Genomic DNA, 17,552 nt, shown 5'->3' with positions numbered 1-17,552 from the left:
CATGCCGCTCCTCACGTTCGTCCTGTACCTCGTGGTGGAGGTCGCCGCCCTGGTGTGGCTGGCCTCGTCCGTCGGAATTCTCTGGACCGTGGTGACGGTCCTCGGACTCTCCGTCCTGGGCCTGATCGCCATGCGATCCCAGGGTCGGCGGGTGCTCGGGGAACTGCGCGCCGCGAACGGGCGCCGGGCGCGCAGCCCGGCGGACGCCGCCGCCTCCGCGGGCGCCGTCACCGACGGCGCACTGGTCGCGATCGGGTCGGTGCTCCTGCTGATCCCGGGTCTGGTGTCGTCCGTTCTCGGCCTGCTGCTCATGATCCCGCTGACCCGGGCGGTCCTGCGGCCGGTGGTCGCGCGGATCGCCGCGCGTCGCGTCGAGACCCTGGTCGCGTCGGGTCGGCTGGTGACCACGCGGAGCCGATTCCGGTCCGGTCACGTCGTCATCGACGGCGACGTCGTGGCCGAGCCGACCGACCCCCGGCCGCAGTCGACCCCGCGGGTGATCGAGGGCACAGTGATCGACACCACCCCGGAGTCCGACGGGCGGTGACCCGACGATCCGCCGCCTCCGCGTGGACGGGCAGACTGGGCCCGTGAGCACGCAACTCCTCGTCGGCGGACGGATCTACAGCCCCACCAACCCGGACGCGACGGCCATGGCCGTCACCGACGGCACCGTCTCCTGGATCGGCGAGGACCGACCGGCACGCGCCCTGCACCCGGACGCCGAGATCGTCGACCTGGCCGGCGCGTTCGTCGCTCCCGCCTTCGTCGACACGCACGTGCACACCACGGCGACCGGTCTCGCCCTGATCGGACTGGACCTCGGCTCCGCCGCGTCGCTGGCGGAGTGCCTCGACCGCGTGCGTCGGTATGCCGCCGAGCACGCGGACGCCGTGCTCTGGGGGCAGAACTGGGACGAGACGGCGTGGCCCGAGCAGCGGCCGCCGACCACCACGGAACTCGAGGACGCGGCGCCGGGGCGCGCGCTCTACCTCACGCGCATCGACGCCCACTCGGCGGTGTGCTCGGCCGCGCTCCGACGCGCCGCGGGGGTGAACGCCGCCTCCGACGCGCCCGTCGTCGCGGACGACCATCACGCCGTGCGCCGCGCCGCACGCGCGATGCTGACCGCCGCCGACCGTCACCGCGCCCGCGTCGCCGCCCTCGACCTCGCCGCCTCCCGCGGCGTGGTCGCCGTGCACGAGTGCGCCGGGCCGGACGTGTCCGGCCGCGAGGACCTGCGGGAACTGCTGGATCTGAACCACGGGGTGGAAGTCCGGGCCTACTGGGGCGAGGCCGTCCGCACGGCCGACGAGGCGCGGGATCTGCTGGCCGCCACCGGCGCCCACGCTCTGGGCGGAGACCTCTTCGTCGACGGATCGATCGGCTCGCACACCGCGTGGCTGCACGAGCCGTATTCCGACGCCGCGGGACACGGTCTGTCCTACCTCGACACGGACGCGATCGCGGCCCACCTCGCCGCCTGCACGGGTGCGGGTGTCCAGGCCGGGTTCCACGTGATCGGCGACGCCGCCACGAGCGCCGTCGTCGAGGCGATCGAACGCGTCGCCGCCGACCTCGGCGGGCCCGCCGTCGCCGGTCGAGGACACCGGCTCGAGCACCTCGAGATGGTCACTCCCGAGCACGCGGCCGTGCTGGGCGCCCGCGGGATCGTTGCGAGCGTGCAGCCGGTCTTCGACGCCTACTGGGGCGGCGAGAACGGGATGTACGCGACCCGTCTCGGTGCCGACCGCGCTCGTGCGCTGAACCCGCTCGCGCTCCTCGCGTCCGCCGGGGTGTCGCTGGCGCTGGGCTCCGACTCGCCGGTGACCCCGCTCGATCCGTGGGCCGGCATCCGGGCCGCCGTCCACCACCGGACCGCGGGGAGCGCGATCTCCCCGCGCGCGGCCTTCGCCGCCGCCACCCGCGGGGCCTGGCGCGCCGGTGGAGTCCGCGACGGTGTCGCCGGCACGCTGGTGGCCGGTGCGCCCGCGAGCTACGCGGTGTGGGACGTCGACGAGCTGGTGGTCAGTGCCCCGAAGGACTCGGTGCAGCGGTGGTCGACCGATCCCCGCTCGCGCGTGCCCGCGTTGCCGCGACTCGACGACGCCGCCCGCGCCCCGCGCTGCCTGCGCACGGTCCACCGCGGCGTCACGGTGTTCGCCTCGTGACCCTGCTCGTCCGCATCCTCGCGTCCGCCGCAGCCGGCGTTCTCCTGTTCCTCTCCTTCCCGCCGCGCACCCTGTGGTTCCTCGCTCCGGTGGCGATCGCTCTCGTCGTGCTGACTCTGACCCTGCCCGGACGCGACGGGCGCACGCCGGGACTACGAGCGGGCGCTCTGCTCGGCGCCGTGTTCGGACTCGGCTTCTTCCTGCCCCTGCTGCCGTGGATCGGGGAGTACGTCGGCCCGGTGCCGTGGATCGCGCTGTCGGTCGCCGAGTCGATGTTCCTCGCCCTGTTCGGCGTGCTCGTCGTCCTCGTGGCGCGGTTGCCGTTCGCGACGCTGTGGATCGCGGCCGCCTGGTCCGCCACCGAGTGGCTGCGCAGCACCGTGCCGTTCGGCGGGTTCCCCTGGGGTCGGTTGGCGTTCGGGCAGTCCGAGTCTGTGCTGCTGCCGATCGCCGCGGTGGGCGGAGCCCCGCTGCTGTCCTTCGCGGTGGCGCTGATGGGCACCGCACTCGCCGCGGTGGTGACGGCGGCCCCGGGACGATCCCGACGGTCCGCCGGACGTCGGCGGACGGTGGCCGTCGGGCTGATCGTCGTGATCGCGGTGCCGGCCGTCGGCCTCGCCCTGCGGCCGACGCTCGCCGGCCCGACGGACGGCGACCGGACGGTCGTCGTCGCCGCCATCCAGGGCAGCGTGCCCCGGCTCGGGCTCGACTTCAACGCGCAACGACGGCAAGTGCTGGACAACCACGTCCGGGAGACCCTGCGCCTGGCCGACGAGGTCGACGCCGGGCGCAGTCCACGTCCCGACGTGGTCGTGTGGCCGGAAAACGCCTCCGACGTCGATCCGACGCGGGACCGCACCGCGGCGGACGAGATCTCCGCCGCGTCCGTCCGGATCGGCGCGCCGATCCTGGTGGGTGCGGTGCTCGCCAACGCGGACGGGACCAGCACCAACTCCGTTCTGGTGTGGGACGGTGCGGCCGGGCCGGGGGAGCGGCACGACAAGAAGATCGTCCAACCGTTCGGCGAGTACCTGCCGTACCGGAGCTTCTTCCGGCTGTTCTCCTCCTACGCCGATTCGGCCGGCAACTTCGTCCCCGGCAGCGGCGACGGCGTCGTGCATCTACCCGACGCCGGCGCGTCCGGTGAGGCCGATGCGGTGGCGCTCGCCGTCGGAGTCGCCACCTGCTACGAGGTGGCGTTCGACCGCGCCCCCGCCGAGGCGGTGGCGGCCGGCGCGCAGATCCTCGCGGTCCCCACCAACAACGCCACGTTCGGCGACACCGAGATGACCTACCAGCAGTTGGCGATGTCGCGGGTGCGGGCGGTCGAGCACTCCCGGACCGTCGTGGTGGCCGCGACGAGTGGGGTGAGCGCGATCGTCGCCCCGGACGGGACGGTGACGTCCCGCACCGCGCTGTTCGACGCCGACCATCTCGTCGCCACCGTCGGCGTGCGCTCGACCCTCACCCCGGCGACCACGTGGGGTGCCCGAGTCGAGGCGCTGCTGGTGATCGTCGGCGCTGCGGCGGCCGTCGTCGGTGCCGTGCGGACGGTGCGACGTCGGCGGGAAGCGGGACCGGGTCCGAACAAAAACGACTAGTACTCCTCGGACGTCGTTCGGTCCCCGTTCATGTAACAATTCACCGGTCGAATCCGACGAAACAAGTGAGAAGTCACCAATCCATCACCCCGGCTGGCGCGAATTACCGACCAAGAGTCCTGTTACCGCCGACGGGGAGAACTACATCCGATAAGTCAGCCAGCACCACCACGTACGGAGCGACCACGGTCGGGGACACCGAGTCACACGTACTTCTGCGGCCGCACCGCGCGGTCGCCGTCAGCGCAGCATTGTTCGATTCTCGGTGAGATGTGTGTGTCGCTCGTCGCCCACGACGAGCGAACGGAGCATGTCCGATGACGTCGTCCACGACGGTCGAGCCCACCGGCGGCACGCCGGACCACCGCCCGGCCGACACCGCCGCCTTCCCGCTGAGCCCGGCCCAGACCGGCTTGTGGTTCGCCCAGAAGCTCGCCCCCGAGGTCCCGTTGACCGTCGCGCAGTACGTCGACGTGGCGGGCCCGCTCGACGTCGACCTGCTCGGCGAGGTGGCCGGACAGGTCGGCGCGGAACTGCAGTCCGGCTGCGTCCGCATCCTCGATGTCGACGGACGGCCGCACCAGGTGGTGGACACCCGCTCCGTCCACACCCGACGGCTCGATCTCCGGGCGGAGGCCGACCCCGAGGCGGCCGCGCACCGCTGGATGCGCGACGAGATGCACGCGCCCGTGGACGTCGAACGCGACCCGCTGACGGTCAACGTGCTGCTGCGCGTCGAGGACGAACGGTGGTTCTGGTACACCCGGATGCACCACCTCGCCGGTGACGGCTTCGGCGCCGTGACCGCGCTGCGCCGCGTCGCCCAGCTCTACACCGCGCGGACGACGGGCGTCGACGCGCCGCCGCAGCGCGCCCACGACCTCGCCGAGCTGTACCGGGCCGAGGAGACCTACCGCCGGTCGCCCCGCTTCGCGACCGACCGCGAGTACTGGGCCGCCAAGACGGCGGGGCTCCCGGAACGCTTCTCGCTGGTGCCCCGCTCGGCTCCGGCGGCCGCCACCCGGCGCCGGGTGGACGGCACCGCACCGACCTCGGTCACCGACGCCATCGCCGCGGTCGCCGCCCGCGTGGACGGCACCGAGGCCGCCGTGCTCGTCGCCGCCATCGCCGCCTACCTGCACCGCGTCACGGGATCGACCGAGGTGGTCCTGAGTCTGCCGGTGTCGGTCCGCACCACCGCCGCGCTGCGCCGCTCCGGCGGCATGTTCTCCAACGTGGTTCCGTTGCGCCTGCGGATCGAGGACCACACCACCCTCGACGACCTGATCGCCGCGGTGACCCTCGAAATCACCGGCGCGCTCCGACATCAGAAGTACCGGCACGAGGACATCCGCCGCGACCACGGCAGCAGCACCGACCAGCGCGGCTTCTTCGGCCCGATGGTCAACATCATGCTGTTCGACTGGAGCGTGCGGCTCGGCGACCTGACCGGCCGCCTCCACAATCTGTCCAGTGGACCGGTCGAGGACCTCGCGTTCACGATCTACAACAGCAGCACCCCCGGGGCCGGGTTGAACATCGACCTCGAAGCGAACCCCACCCTGTACGACGACGCCGACCTCGGTGCCCATCACCGCCGGTTCCTGGCGTTTCTCGGCGCGCTGCTCGATCGGCCCGCGGCGGCCCCCGTCACCGACGCTCCGGTCTTCCTACCGGACGAACTCGACACGGTCGTCCGGACCTTCAACGACACCGCCGCGCCCGTCGAGCCCGACACCCTGTGGAGTGCTTTCGCCCGTCGGGTCGCGGCGACGCCGGACGCACCCGCCCTGACCTTCGGCGCGACCACCCTCACCTACGCCGAGACCGCGGACCGAGCCGGCCGAGTGGGCACCGCACTGCGACGACGCGGCGTCGCGCCGGGCGACGTCGTCGCGTTGTCGATGCCGCGGTCGCTCGAGCTGGTGCTCGGGATGTACGGCATCCTGCACGCGGGCGCCGCGTATCTCCCGCTCGATCCCGAGCAGCCCGACGAGCGCATCGCCGCCGTCCTCGACACCGCGCGTCCGCGCTGCGTCCTGACCGCCGACGACGTCGCCGCGGCGGTGTCCGACGTCGCCGCGGCGGTGTCCGACGTCGCCGCGGCGGGGGCCGACGCGGACGCCTCGGCCGCACCCGCGCCGGTCCGTCCCGACGACCTCGCCTACGTCCTGTTCACCTCCGGCTCCACCGGTCGACCGAAGGGCGTCGCCGTCACGCACCGGGCGATCACCAACCGGCTCGAGTGGATGCAGCACGAGTACCCGCTGACCGACGACGACGTGGTTCTGCAGAAGACCCCGTCGACGTTCGACGTGTCCGTGTGGGAGTTCTTCTGGCCGCTGCGCGTCGGCGCCCGGCTGGTGGTCGCCGACCCCGGTGTGCACCGCGAACCGCGCCGGTTGCTCGCCGCGATGATCGACGCCGGGGTGACCACCGTGCACTTCGTCCCGTCGATGCTGGCCGCCTTCGTCGCCGAACTGCGCGACTCCCGCGTGATTCCCACCCGTCTGCGGCGCGTGTTCAGCAGCGGCGAGGCTCTTCCCGCCGACACGGCCGCCGCCTTCACCGACGCCACGGCGGTGCCGCTGCACAACCTGTACGGCCCCACCGAAGCGGCCGTGGACGTGACCTATCGCCGCTTCCGGCCGGGCGACACCGGGTCCGTGCCCATCGGGCGCCCCGTGTGGAACACGCGGGTGCACGTGCTCGACGCGCGGTTGCGCCCGGTGCCGGTCGGCGTGGCGGGGGAGCTCTACCTCGCCGGCGTGCAACTGGCCCGCGGCTACCTCGGGCGACCCGACCTCACCGCCGACCGGTTCGTCGCGGACCCGATCGCCGGTGACGGGAGTCGGCTCTACCGCACCGGCGACCTCGCCCGGTGGCGCGCCGACGGCGATCTGGACTACCTCGGCCGCACCGACTTCCAGGTCAAGGTGCGCGGCCTGCGCATCGAACTCGGCGACGTCGAGGCCGCGTTGCTCGCCCACCCGGGCGTCGACCACGCCGTCGCCGTGGCGCGCCCGGATCACCGCGGCGGCACCCGACTGGTCGGGTACGTCGCCGGGCCGACCCCCGCGTCGATCGCGCCCGACGACGTCCGGGCCACCGCTGCGGCGCGCGTGCCGGCGTACATGGTTCCCGACGTCGTGACCGTGCTGGACGCCCTGCCGCTGAACAGCAGCGGCAAGGTCGACCGACGCGCCCTGCCGGAGCCGACGGCGCCGTCACCGGGCGACGACGTCGCCCCGCGCACCGAGCTCGAACGCCGCATCGCGACCGTCCTGGCCGACGTCCTGGACATTCCGGCTCCCGGCGTTCACACCAGTTTCTTCGATCTCGGCGGCAACTCGCTCTCCGCCACGCGCGTGGTCGCGCGACTCGCGGACGATCTCGGCCGCCACGTGGGTCTCGACGACCTGTTCACCGCACCGACGGTCGCCCGACTCGCCGAACGACTGTCCGCGGTGGACGCCCCGGCTCACCGACCGCCGTTGGTACCCGTGGCTCGACCGGACGTCGTGCCGCTCTCGCCGGCGCAGCAGCGGCTGTGGTTCCTCAACCGCCTGGATCCCGAGTCGGCCGTCTACAACATGCCGCTCGCCCTCGAGCTCACCGGAACGCTCGACCTGCCCGCGTTGCGGCAGGCGCTGACGGACGTGGTCGGCCGCCACGAGAGTCTGCGCACCGTCTTCCCCGACGGTCCGACCGGGCCACACCAGCTGGTCGAGGACCCGGGCACACCGGATCTCGAGCCCGTCGACGTCGCCGAGTCCGAGCGCGACCGCGCCGTCGCCGAGGTCGTCGGGCGCGGCTTCGACGTCCGCCGCGAGCACCCGATCCGCGTGCGTCTGTTCCGGCTCGGCCCCGACCGCCACGTGCTCGTGGTGGTCCTGCATCACATCGCCGCGGACGGCTGGTCGTTCGGCCCGCTGGCGTCCGACGTCGCCCGCGCCTACGCGGCGCGTGCCGCGGGGCAGGCACCCGCCTTCGCGCCGCTGCCGGTCCAGTACGCCGATGCCGTGCTGTGGCAGCGCGCCGTGCTCGGTGACCCCGCGGATCCGGGCAGCGTCCTCGCCGCCCAGACGGCGTTCTGGACCGACCGGCTCGCCGGCCTGCCCGAGGTGCTCGACCTGCCCACGGACCGTCCGCGTCAGGCCGCCCCCGCCGTGGCGGGTGCGGTCCACGACTTCGAGCTCGACGCCGACCTGCGCGCGGCGATCACCGCCCTCGCCACCGCCCACTCGGCCAGCACCTTCATGGTGGTCCACGCCGCGCTCGCGGCACTGCTCGGCCGGCTCGCGGACACCGACGACGTCGCCGTCGGTACCCCCGTGGCCGGGCGCGGCGACCGGGCGCTCGACGGTGTCGTCGGCATGTTCGTCAACACCCTCGTCCTGCGCGCCTCACCGCGCGTCGACCGATCCTTCGTCGACCTCCTGCACGCGGTGCGCGACGACGACCTCGAGGCCTTCGCCCACGCGGACGTGCCCTTCGACGCGGTGGTCGACGCCGTCGCGGCCGACCGGACGTCGGCGCACCACCCGCTGTTCCAGGTCATGCTCTCCTTCGACAATCTCGCGCCCGCGACGGTGCAGCTGCCCGGCCTGACCGTCGCCGCCGGCGAGATCGACACCGGCACTGCCAAGTTCGACCTGACCGTCGAGGTGGTGGACCGCCCGGGCGGCGGGTTCCAGGCTCACCTCGGCTACGCGACGGCTCTGTTCGACGACACCACGGCGGCGGACCTCGCCCAGCGTTTCCTCGCGGTCCTCCGACAGGTCACGGCCGATCCGAGCGTCCGCGTCGGCGACGTCGACCTGCGTCTGCCCACCGACGTCGCGCCCGAAGCGGACGTCGTCCTCGTCGGCCCGCCCGGCGGCGCGCCGACCACGCTGCCGGAACTGCTCCGCGCGACGGCCGCACGATTCCCCGACCGGGACGCGGTGATCGAGGCCCATCACACCCTCACCTACGCCGAGCTCGATCGTCGATCGGATCTGCTCGCCGCGGCGCTCGTCGACCTCGGGGTCGGACCCGAGGTCCGGGTGCCCGTCTGCGTCGGCCGCTCGGCGGCGTCGCTGATCGCCCTGTGGGCCGTCGCCAAGTCCGGGGGCGCCTACACCCCGCTCGACCCGAAGTACCCGGTGGACCGGCTCGCCACGATGGTCGCCGATACCGGCGCCGTCGTCGGGCTGGCCGGCGACGAGCGCGCGATGCTCCCGGACACGGTCCGCTGGCTCGACCCGCGCACCGACCACGTGCTCGCGACGGCCCCCGTGGCCGTGCCGGCCCCGCATCCCGATCAGGCCGCGTACCTGATCTTCACGTCGGGCTCGACCGGCCGTCCGAAGGCCGTCGTGGTGTCCCACCGCGGCATCGCGGACCTCGCCGCCGACACCGCCGCCGCGGCGGGGGTGGACGAGACCACCCGCGCCCTGCACTTCGCGTCCCCGTCCTTCGACGTCTCGTTGATGGAACTGCTGATGGCGTTCGCGGTGGGCGGCGCGGTGGTCCCGGCTCCCACCGACGTCTACGGCGGCCGTGACCTCGCGACGCTGCTGCGCGACCGCCGGGTCACCCACGCCGTGGTCACGCCCGCCGCACTCGAGACCGTCGATCCCGCCGGAGCGCCGGACCTGCGGTTCGTCGCCGTCGGCGGCGACGTCTGCACTCCGGCGCTGGTCGAGCGGTGGGCCCCCGGCCGCACCATGCTCAACGTCTACGGTCCCACCGAGGCGACCGTCGTCGTCACCCGCACCGCGCCGATGACCCCGGGATTGCCCGTCACCATCGGCCGCACCCGTGCGGGCGTCGCCACGCGCGTGCTCGACCGTCGGCTCCGTCCCGTGGCGCCGGGCGTCCGGGGCGAGCTGTACCTGTCGGGACCGAGCCTCGCCCGCGGCTACCAGGGACGCCCGGGCCTGACCGCGGAACGCTTCGTCGCCGACCCCGACGGTCCGCCCGGGTCCCGGATGTACCGCACCGGCGACGTCGTCGCGCTCCGCACGAACGTCGGCATCACCGCCGCCCCGGACACCCGGGCCATCCACTTCCTCGGCCGTGCGGACCACCAGGTCAAGGTGCGCGGCCACCGCGTCGAACTCGCGGAGATCGACGCCGTCCTGCAGACCGAGCCGGCCGTGACGTGGTCGGTCACCCTGCTGGTCGACGCCGATCGCCGCGACATCGCCCGCCTGATCACGTACGGGGTGACCGACGCCGAGGACCGGGACGCGCTGACCGATCGTCTCCTGGAGGCCGCCCGCGGCGCGCTGCCGGACTACATGGTGCCCGCCGGGATCGTCTGGCTGGATGCGCTGCCGCTCACGCCGGCGGGCAAGCTCGACCGCCGCGCCCTGCCCGTGCCCGCGCCCCCGCAGAGCGACGTCCCGCACGAGGAACCGGCCACCGAGACCGAACGGATCGTCGCGACGGCCTTCGCCGGGGCCGTCGGCCTGGAGCGGGTCGGACGCCGCGACCATTTCTTCGACTCCGGGGGCAACTCCCTCACCGCGACCCGGGTCGCGGCGGCCCTGTCCGATGCACTGGGCCGGGACGTCGCCGTCCGCACGATCTTCGAGCAGCCGACCGTCGCCGCGCTGGCGGCGCGGCTCGACACCGACGCCGGCCCCGCCCGGGTGCCGCTGGTCGCGGGGGAACGTCCGGCACGGATTCCGCTGTCCCTGCCGCAGCAGCGGCTGTGGTTCCTGAACCGGCTGGATCCGACGGCCGACGCGTACACGATCGCACTGTCGGTCACGATCGACGGGCCGGTGGACCGCGATGCTCTGCGCCGCGCGGTCCTCGACGTGCTCGAGCGGCACGAGGCCCTGCGCACCGTGTTCCCCGAGACCGACGACGGCCCGCACCAGGTGGTCCTGCCCGTCGACCGGGTACGCGACCGTCTGGACGTCCGTGACATCGGAGAGACCACCGACGCGGACGGCGTGGGCGAGGCCCTGCGAGCGCTGGCTCATCGCGGTACCGACCTCACCACGACGGCCCCGGTGCGCGCGGTGCTGCTGCGCGTGTCCGACACGCGCCACGTCCTCGGGGTCGCGATCCACCACATCGCGGCGGACGGGTGGTCGATGCGGCCGCTCACCCGCGACCTCGTCACGGCCTACACGGCCCGCGTGGCCGAGCGGGAACCCGACCTGCCGCCGCTGCCCGTGCAGTACGCCGACTTCACGCTGTGGCAGCGCCGGATGTTGGGCGACGAGGCCGATCCGACGTCCCGCGCGGCCGCGGACCTGGCCTACTGGACCTCGACGCTCGCGGGCCTGCCCGACGAGTGCACCGTGCCGGGCGACCGGCCCCGCCCGGCTCTGCCCGGCCACCGCGCCGGGTCCCGCGGGTTCCTCGTCCCCGAGGCCACGATGTCCGCGCTCACCGCGGTCGCCGCGCGCCACGGCGGCACCCGCTTCATGGCCGTGCACGCCGTCCTCGCCTCCGTGCTGGGCCGGCTGGCCGACACCACGGACGTCGTGATCGGCACCCCGGTGGCCGGGCGCCACGACGCCGCGCTGCACGACCTGGTCGGCATGTTCGTCGGCACCGTGGTGCTGCGCACCGCGATCGAGCCGGGCGACAGCTTCGCGCAGGTCCTGAACCGCGTCCGGACGGTCGACCTCGACGCCCTCGGCCACACCGAGCTGCCGTTCGAGCGCGTGGTCGACGCCGTGTCGCCGCCGCGCGTCGCCGGTCGGCATCCGCTGGTCCAGGTGGTGCTCACCGTCGACGAGAGCGTCGCCACCACCGTCCGGGCGGGGGACCTCACCTGGTCGGCGGCCCCGATCGAGATCGACCGCAGCAAGTTCGACCTCGACGTCGCCGTCACCGGCGGCCCCGACGGATGGGCCGTCCGCATCACCTACAGCCGGGATCTGTACGACGAGTCGACCGTCGACCGCCTCGGCGAGCGATTCCTCGCGGTCGCCGCGGCCGCCGCGGCCCACCCCGAGCGTGCGCTGGGCGATGCGCCCCTCCTCACCTCCGACGAACGCGACCGGCTCGACGCGCGCGTCCCCGAGCCGGTCGACCCACCGGTGCTTCTGCCGGATCTCTGGGCGTCCGCGGTACGCCGCGCCGGCGATCGGCTCGCCGCCGTCGGCACCGCCGGCGAGCAGGTGACCCACGACGAGCTCGATCGCCGATCCTCCCGCCTGGCCCGGCGTCTGCTCGCGTGCGGCGCCGGTCCCGAGGACGTCGTCGCCGTCGCGCTGCCGCGCTCGCTCGCGGCGATCACCGCCGTTCTCGCGGTGGCGAAGACGGGTGCCGCCTGGGTTCCGGTGGACCCGCGCTATCCCGCGGACCGCGTCCGCCACATGCTCACCGACAGTGGTGCCCGGCTGGGGCTCACCACGGCCGAGTACCGACCGGACGACGACCTCGCCGACGTGCAGTGGCTGGACGTGGAGCACGACCCGACCGGCACTCTCGACCATCCCGTCACCGACGCCGAGCGCCGCATCCCGCTGCGGCCCGACCACGTGGCGTACGTGATCTACACGTCCGGGTCGACGGGCGTACCCAAGGGTGTCTCGGTCACCCACTCCGGACTGTCGGCGTTCGCCGATGCCGAGCGCGCACGGTTCGCCGTCGACGCCGACGCCCGGGTGCTGCACGTCGCCTCACCGAGCTTCGACGCGTCGGTGTTGGAACTGCTCATGGCCGTCGGATCCGCCGCCACGCTGGTGATCGCGCCGCCCGACGTCTTCGGCGGGCGCGAGCTGGCCGACCTGATGCGTCGCGAGCGCGTGAGCCACGCGTTCGTCACCCCGGCCGCATTGGCGACGGTCGACCCGGCCGACGGCGACGGTCTGCCCGACCTGCGGACGATCGTCGTCGGCGGCGAAGCCGTCGGCCCGGACCTGGTCCGACGCTGGGCGCCCGGTCGCCTGATGGTCAACGGCTACGGACCGACCGAGACGACGGTCGTCGCGACGACGGACGTCCTCGAGGTGGACGGCCCGGTCACCGTGGGCACATCCATCCCGGGGGCGCGGGCAGCGGTCCTCGACGCCCGTCTGCACCCGGTTCCGGACGGCACGACGGGTGAGCTGTACCTGGCCGGGCCCGGGCTCGCGCGCGGCTACCTGCGCCGAGCAGCGCTGACGGCGGGCCGGTTCGTGGCCGACCCGCGGGGCGCGGGGGAGCGGATGTACCGCACGGGCGACCTGGTCAGGTGGACTCCCGACGGACGACTCGAGTACGCAGGACGCACCGACACACAGGTCAAGCTGCGCGGCTTCCGCATCGAGCCGGGCGAGATCGACGCGGCGCTCACGGCGCGCGACGACGTGTCCTTCGCGTACACGGCGGTCCACGTCGACGAGGCCGGCATTCCGGCCCTCGCCTCGTGGGTCGTGCCCGCGGGCGCGGCCACGGTGGATCCGGACGCGGTCCTCGCCGACCTCGCCGGCAGGCTCCCGGCTCATCTGGTCCCCGCCACCGTCACCACGCTGGCGGCGGTGCCGCTCACCCCGGTGGGCAAGCTCGACGTCCGCGCCCTGCCCGCCCCGACCGCCCCTGCGCGCGGGGACCGGATCGTCGCGCCGCCGGAGACGCCGACGGAGCGGATCGTCGCCGACGTGGTGGCGGGCGTGCTCGGCGACACGTGCGGGCCGGTCGGCCGCGAGGACGACTTCTTCGCCCTCGGCGGCAACTCGCTGCTGGCCACGCAGGTCGCGTCGCGCATCGGCACACGAACGGGCCGCACCGTTCCGGTCCGTGCGCTGTTCGAGCACCCGAGCGTGCGCACCCTGGCCGCGCACGTGGACACCCTCACCGCCGACGACACCCCTGAGCTGGGCACCATTGCCCGACCCGACCGGCTGCCGCTCAGCCCGGCGCAGACCCGGCAATGGTTCCTCAACCGGGTCGACCCGTCGTCACCTCTCTACAACGTGCCGATCGTGGTGCGCCTCGACGGGCCGCTGGACGTCACCGCCCTGCAGACCGCGCTGGACGACGTGGTGGCGCGGCACGAGGTGCTGCGGACGGTCTACCCCGCGGCGGCGGACGGTCCCGAGCAGGTGATCCTGCCCGCGGTCGACGTCCCGCTCGCCGTCCGCGAGGTGGCCGAGGACGAGGTGCGCTCCGCCGCCCTCGCTGCCGCCGGTACGGGGTTCGACGTCACCGTCGATCCGCCGCTGCGCGCCACCCTTCTGCGCCTCGATGCCACGGCCCACGTGCTGGTGCTCGTGCTCCACCACATCGCCGCCGACGGGTGGTCCCTCGGGCCCCTGGCCGCCGATCTCGCCGGTGCCTACGACGCCCGGTCCGCGGGCCGCGCACCGGAGTTGCCCCCGCTCGAAGTGCAGTACGTCGACCACACCCTGTGGACGCGGGCGCGACTCGGCTCCCCGGGCGACCCGTCGTCGCTCCTGGCCACGCAGCTGGAGTGGTGGACCGAGACCCTCGCCGGCGCTCCGGACACCCTCGGCATCCCCACGGACCGGCCTCGCCCCGCCACGCCGTCGTACCGCGGCGGGTCCGTCGACGCCCGACTGGACGACGATCTGCACCGCCGTCTCCACGAGGTGGCCGCCGAGGAGGGGGCGACCCTCTTCATGGCCCTGCACACGGCCCTCGCCGTGACCCTGGGGCGTCTCGACGGCCGGTTCGACACCGTCGTCGGCACCGCCGTCGCCGGGCGTGGGCACGAGGCGATCGACCGCCTCGTGGGCATGTTCGTCGGCACCCTCGCGCTCCGCACGCGGATCGATCCGCGCTCACCGCTGCAGGACGCCCTGCGCGCGGTGCGGGCGGCCGACGTCGAGGCGTTCGCGCGCCCCGACGTGCCCTTCGAGCAGCTCGTCGACGCGATCGCGCCCGCCCGGTCCGCCGCGCGACACCCGATCTTCCAGGTGATGCTCACGCTGCGAGACGACGTCCCCACCCGGGCCCGTATGGGCGCGGGCGACGCCGCCGTCGACGCCCGGGTGGCCGAGATCGACGTCGCGGTGGCCAAATTCGACCTACAGGTCACCGTGACCGAGCACCGCACCGACGCCGGCGACCCCGCCGGGCTCACTCTGGGGCTCGACTACGCCACCGATCTGTTCGACGGGACCACCGCGCGGACGCTGCTCGACCGGCTCGGCGCCGTGCTCCGCACCCTCGCCACGCAGCCCGCCACGGCGGTCGGCGCGATCGACCTGCTGACGCCCGACGAGCGCGCCGCCCTGGTTCCCGTCGGCGGCGCACCCCGCGCGGACGCGCCGCGGACGCTGGCCACGCTCGTCGACGACGCCGTGCGACGCTCGCCCGACGGTATCGCCGTCGAGTACCTCGAGCGCGCGCTCACCTACCGCGAGCTCGACGCCCTCACCGATCGGTGGGCTCGGCGGCTCGTCGCGCAGGGCGTAGGCCCGGACACCCTGGTCGCGGTCGGCATTCCGCGCTCTCTGAAGTCCGTGGTGGCCGTGCTCGCCGTCACCCGTGCGGGAGCGGGATTCCTGCCGGTCGACCCGGCCTACCCGGCGGACCGCATCCGGCACATGCTCACCGACGCCGGACCCGCGCTCGGCCTGACCACCGCCGAGCACCGTGCGGCGCTGGCCGTGGACGGGGCCGGGACGGACTGGCTGCTGCTCGACGACGACACGCTCGCCGCCGGGCCGCTCGCCTCGGGCGCACTCCCACGGGCCGACCTCGCCCATCCCGCCTACGTCATCTACACCTCCGGCTCGACCGGAACGCCCAAGGGTGTCGTGGTCACGCACGCCGGGGTGTCGGCCTTCGCCGACGAACTCACCGACCGGCTGGCCGTGACGAGCTCGTCCCGCGTCCTGCACTTCTCCTCGGTCAGCTTCGACGCGGCCGTGCTCGATCTGCTGTTCGCGTTCGGTGCCGGCGCCACGATGGTGATCGCTCCGACGACCGTCGTCGGTGGCCGGGAGCTGTCGGACTTCCTCGGCCGGGAGCGGGTGACCCACGCCTTCGTCACCCCGGCGGCACTGACCACCGCCGATCCGACCGCGGCCACCGCGCTCACGCACCTCGTCGTGGGCGGCGACGCCTGCTCCCCGGACCTGGTGGCGCGCTGGGCTCCTGGCCGGAGCCTGCACAACGCCTACGGTCCCACCGAGACGACCATCGTCACCGTGATGTCGGACGCCCTGACCGCGGGTGCCCCCATCGGTATCGGGTCACCCGTCCGCGGCGTCGCCGCCGTCGTGCTGGATCGGCAGCTCGAGCCGGTGCCCTACGGCGTGGTGGGCGAACTCCACCTCACCGGCGACGCGCTCGCTCGCGGGTACCTCGGGCGGAGCGGCCTGACGGCCGCGCGCTTCGTCGCCGCGCCGCACGGCAAGCCGGGGGAGCGGATGTACCGCACCGGCGACCTGGTGCGGTGGCGCCGCACCGACGACGGCCCCGTGTTGACCTACGTGGGTCGATCCGACCACCAGGTGAAGGTGCGCGGATTCCGCGTCGAGCTCGGTGAGATCGACGCCGCCCTCGAGGCGCACGACGACGTCGAGTTCGCCGTGACGCTCGGCGTGGCCGACGGCGACGGCGCGGGGCCGACGACGCTCGCGTCGTACGTCCTCGCCCGTCCGGGGTCGGCGGTGGACGGCACGGCGCTGCGCCGCCATCTGACGCGGCGTCTGCCGTCGTACATGGTGCCGACGTCGGTCACGCTGCTGGACAGCGTTCCGCTGACGCCCACCGGAAAGCTGGACCGCCGGGCCCTGCCGGCACCCGCACCCCTTGCCGACACCGTCTATCGGGCGCCGGAGACCGAACTGGAGAACCTGGTCTGCGCGGTGTTCGCCGACCTGCTGGCGGTCGACCAAGTCGGCCGGGACGACGACTTCTTCACCCTCGGCGGCACGTCCCTGGTGGGCGTGCGCGCGGCACACGAGTTGGGGGAGCGGCTCGGCCGTGCAGTGCCGGTGAGCGTGCTGTTCGGGGCGTCCACCCCGGCCGAGCTCGCCGCCGCCCTCGGCGAACCCTCGGCCGCGGACACCGATCTCCTGGCGCCCGTGGTGACGCTGCGGGCGGGCCGCGGCGACGCCGCGCCGCTGGTGTGCGTGCACCCCGCGTTCGGCCTGGCCTGGACCTACCACGGTCTGGCGCGGCGCCTCGGGGGCGATCGGCCAGTCCTGGGTCTGCAGTCGCCGACGCTGGACGGCGAGCGGCCCGAGTTCGAGTCGATCGAGGACCTGGCCCGCGACTACGTCGACCGGCTGCAGTCGGCGCAGCCCGCGGGTCCGTACCACCTGCTCGGATGGTCCCTCGGCGGACTGATCGCGCACGCCATGACCGCCGAACTCGAGCGGCGCGGCGAGCGGGTGGCGACCCTGGCGATGCTGGACAGCTACACGCTCACGGCCGAGTACCTCGACCGCGTGCCCACGTTGCGCGACCTGATCGAGGAGGTCACGGGATCCCCGCTGCCCGACGGCATGGATCCGACCCCCGCGGACGCCGCCGATCTGGCCCGCGCGGCGGGCGAGGGTGCCGAGGCGCTGACCGCCGACGTCGTCGAGCGTCTCCATCGCGGATACGTGCACGGCAGCACGCTGGCGCACCGCTACCGGCCCGCGCCCGTCGAGGCGGACGTGCTGTTCTTCTCGGCCACCGACGACGAGGTCAACGAGCGCGACACCCGCCGCCGCGCCGCCGCCTGGGAGCCGTTCGTCCGGGGGACGGTGCGCGACCATCCGATTCCGTGCTCGCACGCGCACCTCACCACGGACCCGGCGCTCGACGTGGTCGTGCCGGTCCTGGACGAGCATCTCGGCTGAGCCGCCCCCGAACGCACCTC

4 protein-coding genes are annotated in these 17,552 nt (G+C 74.0%); all 4 read left to right on the top strand.

Annotated features, from left to right (window positions below; translation table 11 throughout):
• The first annotated feature begins 1 nt into the window (after position 1).
• On the top strand, positions 2–547 hold the full coding sequence (locus BMZ18_RS18315) for an FxsA family protein (RefSeq protein ID WP_068366070.1): 546 nt from the start codon (positions 2–4) through the stop codon (positions 545–547).
• A gap of 43 nt (positions 548–590) precedes the next feature.
• Positions 591–2,171 (top strand): amidohydrolase, encoded by a 1,581-nt coding sequence (locus BMZ18_RS18310; RefSeq protein ID WP_068366068.1) that lies wholly within the window; start codon positions 591–593, stop codon positions 2,169–2,171.
• A gap of 2 nt (positions 2,172–2,173) precedes the next feature.
• Positions 2,174–3,772 (top strand): apolipoprotein N-acyltransferase, encoded by a 1,599-nt coding sequence (gene lnt / locus BMZ18_RS18305; RefSeq protein ID WP_082895260.1) that lies wholly within the window; start codon positions 2,174–2,176, stop codon positions 3,770–3,772.
• Positions 3,773–4,089: 317 nt separating this feature from the next.
• Positions 4,090–17,532: a non-ribosomal peptide synthetase gene (locus tag BMZ18_RS18300; RefSeq protein WP_083400216.1), complete on the top strand. Its 13,443-nt coding sequence runs from the start codon at positions 4,090–4,092 to the stop codon at positions 17,530–17,532.
• Positions 17,533–17,552: the final 20 nt, after the last annotated feature.

It is taken from the genome of Rhodococcoides kroppenstedtii (genome assembly GCF_900111805.1).
GTDB classification, from domain to species: Bacteria; Actinomycetota; Actinomycetes; order Mycobacteriales; family Mycobacteriaceae; genus Rhodococcoides; species Rhodococcoides kroppenstedtii.
Note: the sequence above shows the minus strand (reverse complement) of the source record. Positions and strands in the feature narration are given on the sequence as shown.